General features: G+C 74.4%; 13 protein-coding genes. 5 read left to right on the top strand and 8 right to left on the bottom strand.

Annotation, left to right across the window (positions count from 1 at the left end):
- On the bottom strand, window positions 1-1,133 hold a 1,133-nt coding region (locus EBO15_RS39075), incomplete at its 3' end, for a hypothetical protein (protein ID WP_122199513.1).
- Window positions 1,134-1,242: 109 nt separating this feature from the next.
- Here EBO15_RS39075 and EBO15_RS39080 point away from each other — a divergent pair.
- Window positions 1,243-2,259: an EamA family transporter gene (locus EBO15_RS39080; protein ID WP_122199514.1), complete on the top strand. Its 1,017-nt coding sequence runs from the start codon at window positions 1,243-1,245 to the stop codon at window positions 2,257-2,259.
- A gap of 204 nt (window positions 2,260-2,463) precedes the next feature.
- Here EBO15_RS39080 and EBO15_RS39085 read toward each other — a convergent pair whose 3' ends face one another.
- Complete coding sequence (locus tag EBO15_RS39085; RefSeq protein ID WP_233616769.1) at window positions 2,464-3,363, bottom strand: ABC transporter permease; 900 nt, start codon at window positions 3,361-3,363, stop codon at window positions 2,464-2,466.
- A 28-nt stretch (window positions 3,364-3,391) separates the two neighbouring features.
- Entirely contained in the window at window positions 3,392-4,360 is a 969-nt protein-coding gene (locus EBO15_RS39090; protein WP_122199516.1) for an ATP-binding cassette domain-containing protein, read from the bottom strand.
- Window positions 4,361-4,482: 122 nt separating this feature from the next.
- Between EBO15_RS39090 and EBO15_RS39095 the strand changes: the two genes are divergently transcribed.
- The 4 genes from EBO15_RS39095 to EBO15_RS39110 all read left to right on the top strand — a co-directional run bounded on the left by EBO15_RS39095 (window position 4,483) and on the right by EBO15_RS39110 (window position 9,707).
- A complete protein-coding gene (locus EBO15_RS39095; protein WP_122199517.1) occupies window positions 4,483-5,289 on the top strand; it encodes a TetR/AcrR family transcriptional regulator in 807 nt (268 codons plus the stop codon).
- Window positions 5,290-5,411: 122 nt separating this feature from the next.
- On the top strand, window positions 5,412-6,770 hold the full coding sequence (locus EBO15_RS39100) for an AI-2E family transporter (RefSeq protein WP_267898459.1): 1,359 nt from the start codon (window positions 5,412-5,414) through the stop codon (window positions 6,768-6,770).
- 119 nt (window positions 6,771-6,889) lie between these two features.
- Window positions 6,890-8,809 (top strand): glycoside hydrolase family 3 protein, encoded by a 1,920-nt coding sequence (locus tag EBO15_RS39105; protein WP_199745104.1) that lies wholly within the window; start codon window positions 6,890-6,892, stop codon window positions 8,807-8,809.
- Window positions 8,810-8,993: 184 nt separating this feature from the next.
- Window positions 8,994-9,707: a phosphatase PAP2 family protein gene (locus tag EBO15_RS39110; RefSeq protein ID WP_122199519.1), complete on the top strand. Its 714-nt coding sequence runs from the start codon at window positions 8,994-8,996 to the stop codon at window positions 9,705-9,707.
- 69 nt (window positions 9,708-9,776) lie between these two features.
- Here the strand turns inward: EBO15_RS39110 and EBO15_RS39115 are convergent, their stop codons facing one another.
- From EBO15_RS39115 to EBO15_RS39135, 5 genes are all read right to left on the bottom strand, one after another.
- Window positions 9,777-10,349 carry a GNAT family N-acetyltransferase gene (locus EBO15_RS39115; RefSeq protein ID WP_122199520.1) on the bottom strand — a complete coding sequence of 191 codons (573 nt, stop codon included), beginning with the start codon at window positions 10,347-10,349 and terminating at the stop codon, window positions 9,777-9,779.
- A gap of 93 nt (window positions 10,350-10,442) precedes the next feature.
- Window positions 10,443-11,567 (bottom strand): AAA family ATPase, encoded by a 1,125-nt coding sequence (locus EBO15_RS39120; RefSeq protein ID WP_122199521.1) that lies wholly within the window; start codon window positions 11,565-11,567, stop codon window positions 10,443-10,445.
- Complete coding sequence (locus EBO15_RS39125) at window positions 11,551-12,339, bottom strand: RNA ligase family protein (RefSeq protein ID WP_122199522.1); 789 nt, start codon at window positions 12,337-12,339, stop codon at window positions 11,551-11,553. The genes EBO15_RS39120 and EBO15_RS39125 overlap by 17 nt, the downstream gene beginning before the upstream one ends.
- Window positions 12,340-12,428: 89 nt before the next feature.
- A complete protein-coding gene (locus EBO15_RS39130; RefSeq protein ID WP_233616770.1) occupies window positions 12,429-13,796 on the bottom strand; it encodes an MFS transporter in 1,368 nt (455 codons plus the stop codon).
- A 161-nt stretch (window positions 13,797-13,957) separates the two neighbouring features.
- Complete coding sequence (locus EBO15_RS39135) at window positions 13,958-16,267, bottom strand: cytochrome P450 (RefSeq protein WP_267898460.1); 2,310 nt, start codon at window positions 16,265-16,267, stop codon at window positions 13,958-13,960.
- Window positions 16,268-16,365 lie beyond the last annotated feature (98 nt).

Below are 16,365 nucleotides of genomic sequence, written 5' to 3' on the forward strand. Positions count from 1 at the left end.
AGCGCGACGCCCGCGCGGCGCACCGCGTCGTGGCGGCGCCCCGCCGCCGACGTCCCCCCGGTCATCCCCGGCATGCCCGCGCCCTGCGTCGCGCCCGGCCCGCCGAGCCCTCCGCCGACGCCGGGCAGCGCGTCGCCCGCCAGCTCCGCCACGGTCTGCTGCAGGTCGTACAGCGCGAGCCGCAGATGCTCGCCCGGCGCGGCGTCCCGCATCATCGGGATCGCGTGCTCGGCCGGGCAACGACGCCGCCACTCCGCCAGCACCGCCTGCTGCCCGTACCGGGCGGTCGCCAGGTCCTGCGGGACCATGCGCAGCGACGCCGCGGTGACCGCCGCGAGCGCGTCCGCGCCCGGACGGAACCGCGCGTCGCCCGCCAGGCCCGCCGCGACCTCGTACATCACGCGCACGACGTGCGCCGCGCCCGCGCCGTCCCCCATGACCAGCCGGGACGCGTAGTACCCCGCCAGCGTCGAGAAGTCCGGCGGCATCATCCAATGCAGGCGGTCGGCGGGCGTGGTCAGGAACGGCACGAACGACTCGATCAGCGGATGCTCGGTCAGCGCGACCGGAGCGCCCGCGCACCACAGCAGCGCCCCCCACGCGGCGGCGACCGTGGACGGCGTGCCCGGCTGGAACATCGGGTCGTGCTGCTGGAACTGCGCCGGGTCCACGGCCAGGGCCGTCGTCAGCGCCTGCGAGATCCGCGCGACGACCGCGGTGTCGGGGACGGGCCCGAGGAACCCCGCCGACACCATGCGTCCGGCGGCCAGGTCCGGGCCGGTCGGGAACAGCTGCGGCGGGACGGGCGGGTTCCCCGCGCCGCGCGGCGCGGGCATCGCGGCGTTCCGCGAGGCCGGGTCGGACGGCGGCGGGCACGGATGCCAGCTGCCGTCCAGGCCGCACCGGTACCAGCGCCCCCACGCCCCGTACAGCCACCACTCGCCCGCGCCCCACAGCATCCGCGCGACGATCTGCTCGGCGCGCTGCTGGGGCGGCGCCGACGCCCACCACGGCGAGGCCACCAGCTCCCGGACGTTCCCCTCGACGGCGGTGAACAGGTCACCGCCGCCCCCGCCCGCCTCCCCGCCTGCGCCGTATCCGCCCGATCCGGTCCCCGATGCCTGCAAGTTCACCCCGCGAATAGTAGTCCTCCGACGACCGAACGGGAGGAACATCACCATCGACACGTAAGGAGCGTTATGCCACGATGCTCCTGAAACCGAGGGTGGGAGGACACCGAAATTGGGGAACCCCGGAACCGCCGCGGGACGCACCCGCGCGGGCGGACTGGCACTGATCGTCTTCTCGTCGGTCTGCTTCGGAGGATCGGGGCCCTTCGGCAAGGCCCTCATCGAAGCCGGGCTCAGCCCCCTCCAGGCCGTGTGGATGCGGATCGCCGGCGCCGCCCTCGTCCTCACCGTCCTGGCCGCCGCCGTCCGCGGACGGCGCGCGTGGACGACCGCGCGCGCCCACCTCGCCCCGCTCGTCGCCTACGGCGTCGCCGCGATCGCCGGATGCCAGGGCCTCTACTTCCTCGCCGCCTCACGCCTGCCCGTCGGCGTCGCGATCCTGCTGGAGTTCTGCGGGCCCGTCCTCGTCCTGCTGTGGATGCGCCTGGTCCGCCGCACACCCGTCCGCCGCACCGCGGGCCAGGGCGTCGCCGTCGCGATGGTCGGCCTCGTCCTGGTCGTCCAGGTCTGGGACGGCCTGCGCCTCGACGCCCTCGGCCTCGCCGCCGGACTCGGCGCCGCCGCCTGCCAGGCCGCCTACTTCCTCCTGCTCGACCGCATGGGCGACGCCGTCGACCCCCTGGTCACCAACGCCGCCGGCGGCATCGTCGCCGCCGCCCTGCTCACCCTCCCCGCCCTGCCCTGGACGATGCCCTGGCACGTCCTCGCCGACCCCGTCCCCATCGCCGGACGCACCGCCCCCGGCTGGGCCCTCGCCGCATGGATCATCGGCGTCAGCACCGTCCTGGCCTACATCGCCGGCAACGCCGCCGTCCACCGCCTCTCCGCCCAGGTCGCCGGAGCCCTCTCCTACACCGAGGCCGTCGCCGCCACCCTCATCGCCTGGATCGTCCTCGACGAGCACCTCACCCCCGTCCAGCTCCTCGGCGGCGCCATCGTCCTCACCGGCGCCTACCTCGCCCAACGCTCCGTCGCCACCACCCCCACCCCCTCCGACACCCTCCACCCCGAAGCACTCCCACCCGCACCCAGCCCGGCCCCCGCAGTCCCGGCCGACACCCCCACCTGATCGCCCGGCCGCCCGACCGCCTAAGGCATGGGGTGCGGAGTGGTGCGCAGGGCGGGCCGTGAGAGGGCCGGGCGAAGGCGACCACCGGCTCGGGGACGGACGCCAGAGGGCACCGGTGCCATGCGTGCCGTGCCCTCTGGCGTCCGTCCCGGCCGGGTCCGCTCCGAGGCCCCGTCGCTCGTCAGACGCGGACGCGGACGAACCTCAGGCGTTCTCCTTGCGGAACCGGTGCGCGCCGAGCGCCACCGACACCACCGCCAGCGCCACGGTCACCCCCGCACCCTCCAGAACCGGCGCCGAGGAGAAGTCACCGCGGAACGCCGCCCGCGCCGCGTCCACCACATACCGGAACGGCGTGAAACGCGACACTGCGTCGAGCCAGCCCGGCGCCATGCTCATCGGCAGGATGATCCCCGACAGCAGCATCAACGGCAGCGTCACCGTCGACAGCAGCGGCGCGAAGGCGTCCTCCACCCGCGTCACCATCGCCAGCACATACGACAGCGACGCGATGCTGAGCGCCAGCAGCGCCACGAACACCAGCCCCACCACGATGCCCCACAGCGGAGCCCGCAACCCCAGCGCCACACTCGCCGCCAGCAGCATCACCGCCTGGACCACCAGCATCAGCGTGTCGCGCAGGACCCGGCCCAGCAGCAACGCCAGCCGCGAGACCGGCGTGACGCGCAACCGCTCCACCACACCCGACCGCAGATCCGCGATCAGCCCGAACCCCACGAAACCCGCGCCGAACAACGCCAGCTGCACCAGGATGCCCGGCACGAACGCCCGCCACGTGTTGCCGCCGCCCGCGCCCTGCACCCCGCCGACCTTGCTCAGCAGCGGCCCGAACAACACCAGGTACAGCAGCGGCTGCACCAGACCGAACACCACCCCCACCTTGTTCCGCAGCGCCTGCCGCACGTAGCGCAGGAAGATCAGACGCGTGTCCCGCAGCGTCCGGACCAACCCGTCACGCCCGGCCGCGGCCTCCACCGCGGCCTCCATCCCGTCTCCACCGGCATCGCCACCGGGGCCATGCTCGCCGTCAGAACCGTGCTCACCGTCAGGGCCGGTACTGATGCCGGCCGTCGTCGTAGCCATCGCTCACTCTCTCCTCGAATGATCCGGGTCAGGCCGCGTCCCGCAGGGAACGGCCGGTCACGGTCAGGAACACGTCGTCCAGGGTCGGCCGCGCCATCCGCAGCGCGGCCAGTTCCACACCCGCCTCGTCCAGGGCGCGGATCAGGCCCATCAGCGACCGCTCGCCGTCGTCGACGGTCAGCCGCAGCGACCCGTTCAGCACCACCGCCTCGCGCACCGCGGGATGGCCCGCCAGCGCCGTCCGCGCCCGGTCCGCGACCTGCGCCGGCGACGCGCCGGACGCGCCCAGCTCCACCGTCACCACATCGCCCGACACCCGGCGCTTCAGCTCGGCGGGGGAGCCCTCCGCCACGATTTGCCCCTGGTCGATGATCAGGATGCGGTCGCACAAGGCGTCGGCCTCGTCCAGGTAGTGCGTCGTCAGGAACACCGTCGTGCCGTCCCGGTCGCGCAGTCGCCGGATGTGCTCCCACAGGTTCCCGCGGCTCTGCGGATCCAGGCCCGTGGTCGGCTCGTCCAGGAACAGCAGCGGCGGACGGTGCACCAGCCCGAGCGCGATGTCCAGCCGCCGGCGCTGCCCGCCCGACATCGCCGCCGACGGACGCCGAAGCAGCCCGTCGCCGTCCAGCTCGAGCCGCCGCGCCAGCTCATCGATCCGCGCGTCCGCGCCGGTCACCCCGTACAGCCGGGCCTGCAACTCCAGCTCCTCGCGCGCCGGGACGGACGGGTCGGTGCCGCCGCCCTGCGCCACGTACCCGATGCGGCGCCGCACCCCGGCGGGATCGGCGCGCAGGTCACGGCCCGCGACAGTCGCCGTCCCCGCGGTCGGCGCCAGCAGCGTGGTGAGCATCCTCAATGTGGTGGTCTTCCCGGCGCCGTTCGGCCCGAGGAACCCCACGACCTCCCCGGACGCGACCGACAGGTCCACCCCGCGTACCGCCTCCACGGTGCCGTGCTTGCCGGTGAAGGTGCGGGCGAGCCCGCGCGCCTCGATCACGAAAACCTCCGACGAAGGGAAAAACCGGTCGCCGTGGCGGTCACCACGACCCCGCTAGAGTAACCCCAATTTTGCAGTCACACCAAGTTTTCAGTGACACCCGAGCGCCTAGAATGTCCACCATGGGTGACCAGACCGCGCAGGACGGCCCGCAGCAGACCGCAGAACCCCCGCTCGGCCTGCGGGAACGCAAGAAGCGCGAGACCCGGCGGCGGATCTCCGACATCGCCACCGGGCTGTTCATGATGCGGGGCTTCGACAACGTCACCATCGCCGACGTCGCCCGCAGCGCCGACGTGTCGGTGAACACGGTCTTCAACTACTTCCACACCAAGGAGGACCTGTTCTTCGACCGGCAGGACGAGATCGTCGCCAAGGTCGCCGAGGCCTTCCGCGCCCGCCGCCCCGGCGAGTCCGCCGTCGCGTTCTACCGCCGCTCGTTCCTCGAGGGCCTCGAACAGGGCTCGTCCCAGACCGGCTTCCACGAGGGCGCCGAGACCTGGGCCCGCACCATCCGCGACAGCCAGGCCTTGACGGCCCGCCAGCGCGAGATCGGCCAGGCCTCCCAGGACGTGCTCGCCCGCGTCCTCGCCGACGAGACCGGCGCCGACCCCGACGACGTCACCCCCCGGATCGTCGCCGCCATGATCATGACCGCGCAGCGGACGCTGGTGAACGAGATCTCCGGACGCAAGATCGCCGGCGAGACCCTCGAGGAGATGCGCGACAGCGTCCACGCCGCCGCCGACCACGCCTTCGACCTGCTCGAACACGGCATCGGCGACTACGCCGTCAAACCCCTCGCCAACGCCCTCCCCGCCGGCGCCCCCCGAGCCCGTGACCTGGAAGGCCCGGACGACGGCGAACCCCGCCGGACCTTCGGCGACCACCTCAGCAGCGCCGCCGCCGACCACCCCACCACCCCCTGACCCCACACCCCCGGACGTTCACACGCCGCATGCGCAAGGGCAGCGCGAAACGACGGCAAAGGCTCGCCCCGCCCGCGCCGCGCCCCACCGGACGGCCCGCGCCCCGCCGTTAGCGTCCAGCCATGGCGCAGACCCCCGCCCCCGGCGCGGACGACGACCCCGCCGAAAGCGCCGAACCGGCCAACCCCACCACCGCTGGCGCAGCCGCCGCCGCTGACACGGCCGACCGCGCCGAGAGCAGCCCCGCGCCCCCGCCGGACGACGCGTCCCACGACCACGCGCCCGCCCCGGCCACCGGCGGAACCGGGAGCACCGGCGGCGGCAAGCGCGGCGACGGCGGCGTGCGCGGCGACCGGCAGGGGATGCCGCCCTGGCTGCCCCGCGCGTTCGTCCTCGCCGCCGCGACCGTCGTCGCGTTCGGCGCCGGCCTGTGGCTCCTGGACCGGCTGCGCGGCCTGCTCCTCCTCCTGGTCATCTCGCTGTTCCTGGCGTTCGCGATCGAACCCGGCGTGAACTGGCTCGCCGCCCGCGGCTGGCGGCGCGGCCTGGCCACCGGCCTGATGTTCGTGCTCCTCACCGTCCTGGTCCTCGGGTTCGTCGTCGCCCTCGGCTCGGTCGTGATCAAGCAGACCACCACCCTGGTCGACAACGCCCCCCGGTACGCCGACCAGGTCATCGACTGGATCAACCGGTCGTTCGGAGCGCGGCTGTCCCGGCACACCCTGGTCGGCAAGATCCCCGCCGTCAGCGGCGAGCTGTCCAAACACCTGTCGGGCCTCGCCGGGAACGTGTGGGGGATCGGGGTGACCACGCTCGGCGTGCTGTTCCAGGGCCTCGGCGTGCTCCTGTTCACCTTCTACCTCTCCGCCGAGGGCCCCCGGTTCCGGCGGACGGTCTGCTCCCTGCTGCCCCCGCGACGCCAGCGGCACGTCCTGCGCGCCTGGACGATCGCCGTCGACAAGACCGGCGGCTACATCTACTCCCGCGCCCTGCTCGCCGCGATCTCCGCGGTGTTCCACTACGCCGCCCTCACCCTGCTGGACGTCCCCTACGCCCTGACCCTCGCGATCTGGGTCGGCGTGGTGTCCCAGTTCATCCCCACCGTCGGGACCTACCTGGCCGGGGCCGCGCCCGTCCTCATCGCGCTCACCCAGGCGCCCTCGACCGCGCTGTGGACACTGCTGTTCGTCATCGCCTACCAGCAGTTCGAGAACTACGTCCTGCAGCCGCGCATCACCGCCCGCACCCTCGACATGCACCCCGCCGTCGCGTTCGGCGTCGTCATCGCCGGGGCCGCGATCATCGGCCCGATCGGCGCCGTCCTCAGCCTGCCGCTCGTCGCCAGCCTCCAGGCGTTCCTGGACGCCTACGTCCGCCGCTACGACGTCGTCGAGGACCACCCCACCGGCACCCGCCCCGGGAAACGCACCGAGAAACGCACCGAAAGCCGCCGCGAAGGCCCCGCCCGACCACCCGTCTGACCCTCGCACTGACCCCGGCGGACCGGCCTCGTCGAGTTCTGCCATGGACGCGCCGCCCCCGCCCCGTTAGCGTGCGGACGACCACGCAAGATCGTTCTCGGGGGCGGAAGGGAACGTCCATGCGCAGAACACCCATGCGTCCAACGGCCACGCGTCCAACGGGCCACGGCACCACATCGAGGCCCTGGACCCGGCTTTGCAGCGCCGCGCCGATCACGGCCGCGCTCACCGCCGCCCTGCTGGCCGCGACACCCCTCGCCGCCGCCACCTCCGCCCACGCCGCGGCCCCCGCGCGCACGAGCACCACCCAGGGGCGCGACCCCCGCCTGATGAGGCTCATCGACTCCATGACGCTGCGGCAGAAGGCCGCCCAGCTGTTCGTCGTGCAGATCTACGGCATGTCCGCCGACACCACCGACCCCGCCGACGTCGCCGCCAACCGCGCGCTCTACGGGGTCGACAACGCCGCCCAGCTCATCGCCCGCGACCAGCCCGGCGGCATCATCTACTACGGCAACAACGTCACGAGCCCCCAGCAGCTCGCCGCGTTCTCCAACGGCATCCAGCGCGCCGCCCGCGGCGCCGGGCACGGCGTCCCCGCGACCATCGCGATCGACCAGGAGGGCGGCATCGTCGCCCGCGTCGGCGCCCCCGCCACCCAGCAGCCCGGCGCGATGGCCCTGGCCGCCGGACGCCGCCCCGCCGACGCCCGCGCCCTGGCCCGCATCACCGGCACCGAACTGCGCGCCATCGGCGTCGACACGGACTACGCGCCCGACTCCGACGTCAACGTCAACCCCGCCAACCCGGTGATCGGCGTCCGGTCCTTCGGCTCCGACCCCGCCCTGGTGGCGCGGATGGTCACCGCCCAGCTCGGCGGCTACCGCTCGGCGAACCTCACCGCGACCGCCAAGCACTTCCCCGGCCACGGCGACGCCGACACCGACAGCCACACCGGCGTCCCGGTCATCCGCCACACCCGCGCCCAGTGGGAGAGCACCGACCTGCCGCCGTTCAAGGCCGCGATCGCCGCCGGCGCCGACTCGATCATGACCGGGCACCTGGTCGTGCCCGCCCTGGACCCCTCCGGCGACCCCGCGACCCTGTCCCACCCGATCGTCACCGGCATCCTGCGCGACCAGCTTCACTACCGGGGCCTGGTGATCACCGACGCGCTCGACATGCAGGGCGTCCGCGACAAGTACGGCGACGACCGGATCCCCGTCCTGGCCCTCAAGGCGGGCGTGGACGTCCTGCTCAAGCCGCCCGCCGGGCAGTTCGCCACCCAGCTCGACGCCGTCGTGAACGCCGTCCGCGACGGCGAGCTCAGCCAGGACCGCATCGACCAGTCCGTCTACCGCGTCCTGGACCTCAAACAGCGCCGCGGCCTGTTCCGCGCCCCCTACGTCGACGAGTCCCGCGTCGGCGCCGTCGTCGGGACGCCCGGCCACCTCGCCACCGCGCGCCGCGCCACCGACCGCACCACCACCCTGGTCAAGAACGACCCGCAGCCCGGCGGCGGCACCCTGCCCCTGACCCCCGGCCCGCGCAGCGTCTACGTCACCGGCTGGGGGACGAGCACCACCGCGACCCTGGCCACCGAGATCGGCAAGTACGGCACGACCGCCGCCGCCCACGACACCGGCCTCAGCCCCGGCCCCGCGGCCATCGCGGCCGCCGCCGCCGCGGCCCGCGACCACGACCTCACCGTCGTGGTCACCAACCGCGCCTGGGACACCTCCACCGCCGACGGCCACAACGGCCCTGGCCAGGCCGACCTGGTCAAGGCGCTCATCGCCACGGGCAGGCCCGTCGTCGTCCTCGCCGTCCGCGACGCCTACGACATCAACGCCTTCCCCGATGCCCCCGCCTACCTGGCCACCTACTCCTACACGCCCGACGCCCTGCGCGCCGCCGCCGCGACCCTGTTCGGCGCCAACCGCCCCCAGGGACGCCTGCCCGTCGCCATCCCCGCCGCCGGGAACCCCGGCCAGACCCTCTACCCCTTCGGGTACGGCCTGGACTACCCCCGCAAATGACCTTGCCCGCATGACCCCGCCCGCATGAGCGAACGGGCCCGGCGCGGACGTCCGCGCCGGGCCCCGCCGCCGCCCCCGCGCCCGGCCCGCCGGTGACGAGAATCATGTGCCGAGCCTGTGCCGAAACCGTGCGGCTCCGGCCTGTCAGGCCCTCTCACCTCGGAAGATGAGGCAGGATCGGAGCATGCAGGTGCTCCGATCGGGGGGCGGGCACCTTCCTGGCCGCGCTGCGCGGACCTGGGTGCTGCCGCTCCTGGCGATGACCGTCGCCGTCGCCACCACACTCGACGTGCTGGCCGACGGCCTGCTCCGCCACGCCGACACCCGGGTGTTCGAGGACGGCCTGCCACCCCGCACCGGAGCCTGGCACTGGATCTGGCGCACCCTGGTCAACGGCGGCCAGTACTGGCTCGTCGGGACGATCGTCGGCGTCGTCGCCCTGCTCACCGCCTGGCGCCGCCGCAGCCTCTGGACGGCCGTCCGCGCCGGGATCTGGCTGGTCGGCACCGAGGCCGTCATCCGCGCCGCCCAGGTCGCCTTCGCCCGCACCTCGCCCCGCACCGGCGCCGACCACCTGTTCACCGACGGTTACCTGTCGTACCCGTCCGGGCACGCCGCCAACTCCGCCGCCTGCCTCACCGTGGCCGCCGCGCTCCTGCACGCCTCCCGCCGCTGGTGGATCGCCGTGCACGCCCTGATCGCCACCGTGGCCGTCGCCGTCGTCACGCTCGGTTACCACTGGCCCACCGACGCGATCGCCGGATGGGGCCTCGGGATCGTCCTCGGCTCCGCCGGCCGCGCCTTCATCGGCCGCGGACCCCGCCCCGCCGTCCCCGCCCCACGCGAACGCGCGGACCGGCCGGTGGAGGAACCGGCACCGGACGGCGCCGTCCAGTGACCCCGGGCCCGCGCGTCATCTGCGGGCGGCGACCCACCTACGAGCGGCGGCCCACGTGCGGGCGGTGGTTCACGTGCGGGCGGTGGCCTGCTCGTCCCACTCGCGGCGCAGCATCGCGTACACCAACTCGCTGGCCCACTCGCCCTTGACGAACTCGTTCTCCACCAGCAGCGCCTCGCGCCGCATCCCCAGCCGCTCCAGCACCCGCGCGGACGCGTCGTTGCGCGCGTCCAGCCGGCCGACCACCCGGTGCAGACCCGCCTCCTCGAACGCCAGCCGCAGCACCGCCCGCGACGCCTCCGTCGCGAACCCCTTGCCGTGGTAGGCCGGGTTGAAGATGTACCCGATCTCGCCGCTGCCGTCCTGGCGGCTGCTCCACTGGAGGTTGATCTCGCCGATCACCTCGGCGCGCTCCCGCCACACCACGGCCAGCGCCAGCCAGTCGCCCTCCCGCTCCCAGCCGTCCGCCGCCTGCTTCTCCCGCAGGAACGACCGCGACTCCTCCAGCGACCGCGGCTCCCAGTACAGGAACCGGGCCACCTCCGGAAGCGACTGGTAGGCGTACAGCGCGCCGAGGTCCTCGTCGCGGAACGGCCGCAGATCCAGGCGTTCGGTCCGGATCGGATATACGGGCTTCAACATCCGCCGATCCTATGGTCGCCCAACCAGAGGCGCGACAGGGAATTCCCGATCACGTCCCCTACCCCGCGGCGCCCCCGCCGAGGGGCCCGGGCGTCAGTCCGTCGCGATCCAGTCCACCCGGTGCGCCTCGGTCGGGTCGGGCGTCTCCCACCGCCGGACGAGCCGGTCGATCACCCCGTCCGGCACCGGCGCGGGACGGGCCCGGTTGCGGGCGCGCAGCACCCCCGGCGCGGCCTCCAGCGCCGCGACCTCCACCCGTCCCCGGTAGTCCGCGACCAGCCCGATCGCCTGCCCGCGCAGCTGCCGCGACACGTTCGTGGCGTTCCACACGAACGACTCGCCCGCCCGCAGGTGCACCCGCGCCCGCTCCTGCGCGGCCGCCGCGACCGGACGCTGGTCACCGGTCGGCGGGACGCCCAGCTCCGCCCGCAGCGCGTCCAGGCTCACCACCGGCAGCCCCGGCCGGTTCGCCGCGATCCAGTGGTCCTTCCCGACCCCCGGAAGCCCCGACAGGACCGTCACCGCGCAGCGCGTGTCGTCATAGGCCGCCCAGTCCGGATCCCGGTCCGGACGGCGGAAGAACCAGAACCGCGCGTGGTCGGACGGGAACACGCGCGGCACGTCCAGGCAGCGCTGCTCGGCGCAGTACTCCCGGTACAGGGCGATGTTCTCCAGCACCTCGCCCGTGTCGCCGCAGATCCGGCCGAGGATGTCGGCGGTCGCGAGCAGCACCAGGTCGTCGTTGCGCGCCAGCAGGCTCACCCGGAACGCGATCTGCCGCAGGTCGGGACGCTCCAGCGCCCAGAACGGCACCTGGTGGTGCCGGACCAGCGCCGCCACGTGCTCCCGCCAGGAGACCGGCGCGCCCAGCTCCCACAGGATCCGCCGCACCATCAGGTCACCGCGCCGCGAATGCCCGTGCGCGGTGATCGACCCGTCGTCCTCGTGCCGTGTGCAGTCCGGCTTGGCGACGTCGTGCATGAGGACGGCCGCGAACAGCCGCCGCCGCTCGTCCTCCGGACGCGCCCGCCACTCCGCCGACGCCGCGAGCGCCTCGCACGCCATGCGCGTGTGCGTCGCGACGTCACCCTCGGCGTGGTGGACGGCGTCCTGCGGCACGCCCTCCAGCCGCCGGGCCCACGCGAACATCTCGACGATCGCGTCCCACGGCACCGTCCAGGACGGCGGCGCCGGGCACAGCTCAGCCCATACCCGCATACAGCACCTCCGGGTCGGCCAGGCCGTTGGCGACGATCGGACGGTCCTGCCAGTGCGTCCCCGCGTCCAGGATCGCCGTGAGGAAGCCCGCCCGCACCCACTTGTAGCGGCCGACGGTCCGCCCGTCCTCCTCCACCTTCAGGTAGAGGCCCTCCATCTCCTCGGCGGTGTCGGTCTCGGCGGCGACCCGGTCGGGGTCCGCGCCGGTCGCCGTCGCGGCGTCCCGGAGCGCCTCGCGCCACCGCGGCGTCCGGCACGTGGACGGCCCGACCAGCTCCGTCAGTTCCTTCAGGTCCGACACCTGGCCCGTCCGCAGGACCGGCACCGACACCACGGGCGTGCCGTCCAGGAGCGCGCGCCGCTCGGCGGTCGACAGGAACGTCCCGTCGTGCTGGTCGAGGATGTCGAACTCGCAGAAGTAGTGGGGGAGCGCGTCGTAGAAGACGGTGTGCTTGGCGTACAGCCACTCGCCGTACATCACGTACCGGTCCCGCAGCCTCGGCCACAGCGCGTGCTGGACGGACGCCGCCCACGCCTTCAGCGGCGCGAACTGCCGCTCGCGCGGTCCGCCGGTCAGGAAGTGCCCGCGGCTCTGCAGCCGCAGCTCACCGGAGGTGGAGAAGCTGATCCCGGCGTTCGCGCCGTCCAGCTTCTCCTCCACGACCAGGTACCGGCCCGCCAGTTCGCTGAACGGCGCGGCCGACAGGTCGTGGTCGCCCGGCTGCAGCCGGGACCCCTGAAGGTGCCGGGTGCGCGGGTACTTGTGCAACATGTCCCATGTTGTACCGGCATGATCGAGGGCGGCCAAGCCGTTTTCGCCTACCGGCCCCCCGGTCGCGCCGCCGCCCCTCCGCGACCGGTTCAGAGGCGGATGAGAGCCGTCCCCGCGAGCGCCGCCAGCCACAGCGCGAGGCTCGCCCAGGCCAGCGCGTGCAGCCCGCCCGCGAACGCCGCCGCGTGCAGCGGAGGACCCGCGACCGAGCCGAACACCGCCGCGCCGAGCGCCGTGCCGACCTGCCGCGCGGTGTTGTTGAATCCGCCCGCCAGGCCCGCCAGCCCGGACGGCGCGGTCCGCATCGCCGCCGACACCGCCGCCGCGACGATCAGCCCGTCCCCGATCCCGATCGCCAGCAGCGTCGGCACGAGCACCGCGTACGGGGCGTCCGGACCGGCGAACAGCAGCCCCGGAGCGCCGAGCAACGCGATCACGATCCCCGCCCGGACCGGCAGCCGCGGCCCGAAACGCGCGTTGAGCGCGCCGCTCACCGGCGCCAGCAGCACCAGCGGGACCGCCATCGGCAGCAGCATCACCCCGGCGGCGAGCGCCGACCGGCCCTGCACCTGCTGGAGCTGCAACGTCACCACGAACAGCGTCCCGTTGGTGACCAGGTTCATCACCAGCGACACCCAGTTCGCGCCGAGGAACGCCGGCGCCCGCACCAACCTGGGCGGGAACAGCGGACGGACCGCCCGCCGCTCCACCAGCACCAGCGCCACCGCGCCGGCGGCCGCCGCGCCCGCCGCCGCCAGTGCCCCGGCCCCGTCCCCGTGCCCGAGCCGGATCACCGCCCACACCAGCGCGCCGAGCGTGACCGGCGCGAGCATCAGCCCCGCCACATCCATCCGCCCCCGCCCTCGCCCCACCCCACCGAACGCATCAGACGCGTCGGGCGTGACCAGCAGCAGGACGCCCACGATCCCCGCCACGACGATCGGCACGTTCACCAGGAAGATCCACCGCCAGCCGGGACCGTCCACCAGCAGCCCGCCCAGCAGCGGCCCCGCGGGCAGCGCCGTCGACGACACCGCCGCCCACGCCCCCAGCGCCCGCGCCTGCTCCACCGGATCCGGGAACATCCGGGTCACCGCCGCCAGGCTCCCCGGCAACAGCAACGCCGCACCCGCCCCCTGCACCGCCCGCGCCGCGATCAGCGACCCCGGCCCGGACGCCAGCCCGCACGCCAGCGACGCCGCGCCGAACAGCACCAGCCCCGCCACCAGCGTCCGCCGGTACCCGAACCGGTCGCCCAGCGCGCCGCCGCCCAGCAGCAGACCCGCGACCGCCACCGCGTACCCGTCCACCACGCCCTGCATCCCGGCCAGGCCCGTGCCGAGCGCCCGCCCGATCCCGGGCAGCGTGACGTTGACGATCGTGACGTCCAGCAGCACCAGGAACATCCCGGCGCACACCACGGCCAGCGCCGCCCGCCGCCGAACACCACCGGCCACCGCCCCTGTCTGAGGGCGGACATCAGTAGGGGAGCTCATGCGCCCCAGGGTCGCCTGCGGACGTTTCGCCGAACCTCGAAACATCCCGGCCACCGCCGGGCACACAAACTCCCCAACGAGCCTGACCAGCACAATCAGCGCAGGGGATCACTGCAGGGGGATCAGCGCAGGGCGACCATCAGCCGCTCCGGCGCGCGGGTGAGCAGGCCGCCGTACTGCGGACGGAAACCGTCCGCCCAGCGCATGCGCGGGAACGCCTCCAGCAGCGCCCGGATCCCGACCTCCGCCTCGGCGCGCGCCAGCTGCGAACCCAGGCAGAAATGCCGTCCCGCGCCGAACGCCAGATGCCCGGCCGCCGCCGTGAACTGCCGGTCCGGGTCGTCGGCCAGCCGGGACGGATCGAACCGGTCCGGGTCGGGGAACCGCTCGGGGTCACGGCCCGCCGCGCCGACCAGGCACGCCACCGTCGCGCCGCCCGGCACCCGCCCGGACGGCAGGTCCACCGCCTCCTCGGTCTGCCGCAGCACCACCTGCACCGGCGGATCCCGGCGCAGCGTCTCCACCCACGCCGACGCCAGCCCGTCCGGCGCGGCGCGCATCGCGGCCAGCTGCCCCGGATGGTCCAGGAGGTTCGCCAGCAGCGACCGCATCCCCTTGTCGGTGCTCTCGCCGCCCGCGCCCAGCAGCATCCCGCAGAAGCCCAGCACCATGTCGTCCGGCAGCGGAGCGCCCTCCACCTCCGCCGTGCACAGCACCGACAGCAGGTCCCGGCCCGGCGCGATCCGCCGCCGCGCCACGTACGGGGCGAGATAGGCGTACAGCTCGTCCCGGGCGGACATGCCGCGCTCCAGCGTCGCCGGATCCTGCCGGTAGTTGCTCAGGTAGGAGAACCCCGCCTGGTACCAGTCCTGGAACAGCGGCGCGTCCGCGACCGGCAGCCCGAGCGCCGTCACCACCACCGCGATCGGCAGGCGATGACAGAACCCCTCCACCAGGTCCAGCTCACGCTCACCGCGGCGCGCCCGCGCGACCAGGCCGTCGACCAGGTCGGCGGTCGTGCGCTCGACGGCCGCCCGCAGCCACGTCAGCGCCCGCCCCCGGAACGCCGGGGTCAGGAACGACCGGTGCGCCGCGTGCTCGCGGCCCTCCATCTGCAGGACCGTCCGGCCGAACATCGGCGCGAGCTGCCAGCCGTAGTTCCGCGAGGTGAACCGCGGATCCGACAGGCCCATCTTCACATCGGCGTACCGGCTGACCAGCCACGCGTCGAGCGGCTCGTCCCGGACGACGGGGAACTCCTCGCGCAGCCGCCGGTACAGCGGGTACGGGTCGCGCTCGAACTCCGGCCACAGCAGGCTCGGCGGCGTCCGCGACGGGTCGACCATCTCCGAGCCGGACGCCGCGGCGCCGCGCGCCAGGCCCGCCTGCCCCAGCGTCACCGCGCCCGCCCCCGAACCCGACGCCGCGGCGGACGCGGCGGCGGCGGACGCGGCCGTGCGCGGCCGGTATCGTGGCACCGAACGATGCCAGTCCAGCGACGCCCGCATCGCGCGGCGCAGCCGGTCGGCGAGCCGCCCCGAGTCACGCGCGCCGCGGGGCAGGCCCCGCCGGATGATCTGGAAATCGGCGGCACGGTCGGCGATCAGCGTCCCCGCTTGGTCCACCGCCTCCTGGAGCGTTCCAGCGTTCCGCTCGCTCAGCAGCAGCAGCACCAGGTTCGCGCGTTCGCCGAACGCCAGGTCCTTCTCCACCGAGAACAGGTCGTTGGTCCAGGAGATGACGTCGGCCGCCGCCGCCCGCAACCCCGCCGTCACGCGGTCGTCCGGCGGCGCGATCCCGTCGACCACCTCGAACAGGTCGAAGAACACGTCCGCGCCGAACAGGTCCCGGCGCAGCCCGACGTACCCCGGCAGCCGCAGCGACCTGCGCGTCGTGCGCTGCTCCACCATCGTGCACTGCGCGGTCAGGTGCCGCGACAGGTGCCCGGCGAACCGGGCCTTCCACTCCGCTCCCGCCAGCCCCGACGTCCTCGGCCACAGGTCCTCGGCGAGCGCCACCAGCATCGGGTCGGCCGGACCGCCCCGCTCCTGCTCGCCCCGCAGCACCGACAGCGCGGAGGCGGCGAAGTCCGCCAGCACCCCGTCGCCCGCCCACGGGCCGTCGTCCACCCGGTCGTCCAGCAGCAGCACCCACAGGAACCACGCCAGGAGCACCTCGGCCCGCTCGGGCTCCGCCCGGCCCGTCAGCGCGATCCCCAGGTCCAGCAGCCGGGACGACTCCAGCCGCGCCCGCCCGCGCGGCCCCACCAGCCCCCGCTCCTCCGCCCACCCGCACACCCCGGCCCGCAACCGGTCGGCGTCGCCGCGCCGCACCGGGCCGGGAAAGGGCAGGGACATCTCCGGGATCCGGAATCCGGTCACCGTGCCCGCCGCCCCGCCCGCCACAGCGCCCGCCGCCGTGTCCGCAGCCATTCCACGCCCCCGTCCACTCGCCTGAATTGGTCGTGCCCGCGCCCGCGGCCCCGCGCCCGGCGGGCCCGCGCGTCGCGGTGCGCCCTGCCGGGCCGTGC

The organism is Actinomadura harenae, from assembly GCF_003696215.1.
Classification (GTDB): domain Bacteria; phylum Actinomycetota; class Actinomycetes; order Streptosporangiales; family Streptosporangiaceae; genus Spirillospora; species Spirillospora harenae.

Excerpts from the sequence above, each read along its gene's own strand:
- EBO15_RS39100 (WP_267898459.1), top strand. The coding sequence starts at position 5,412 with ATGGCGCAGACCCCCGCCCCCGGCGCGGACGACGACCCCGCCGAAAGC.
- EBO15_RS39135 (WP_267898460.1), bottom strand. The coding sequence starts at position 16,267 with ATGGCTGCGGACACGGCGGCGGGCGCTGTGGCGGGCGGGGCGGCGGGC.
- EBO15_RS39110 (WP_122199519.1), top strand. The coding sequence starts at position 8,994 with ATGCAGGTGCTCCGATCGGGGGGCGGGCACCTTCCTGGCCGCGCTGCG.
- EBO15_RS39125 (WP_122199522.1), bottom strand. The coding sequence starts at position 12,339 with ATGTTGCACAAGTACCCGCGCACCCGGCACCTTCAGGGGTCCCGGCTG.
- EBO15_RS39105 (WP_199745104.1), top strand. The coding sequence starts at position 6,890 with ATGCGCAGAACACCCATGCGTCCAACGGCCACGCGTCCAACGGGCCAC.
- EBO15_RS39085 (WP_233616769.1), bottom strand. The coding sequence starts at position 3,363 with ATGGCTACGACGACGGCCGGCATCAGTACCGGCCCTGACGGTGAGCAC.
- EBO15_RS39095 (WP_122199517.1), top strand. The coding sequence starts at position 4,483 with ATGGGTGACCAGACCGCGCAGGACGGCCCGCAGCAGACCGCAGAACCC.
- EBO15_RS39115 (WP_122199520.1), bottom strand. The coding sequence starts at position 10,349 with ATGTTGAAGCCCGTATATCCGATCCGGACCGAACGCCTGGATCTGCGG.
- EBO15_RS39120 (WP_122199521.1), bottom strand. The coding sequence starts at position 11,567 with ATGCGGGTATGGGCTGAGCTGTGCCCGGCGCCGCCGTCCTGGACGGTG.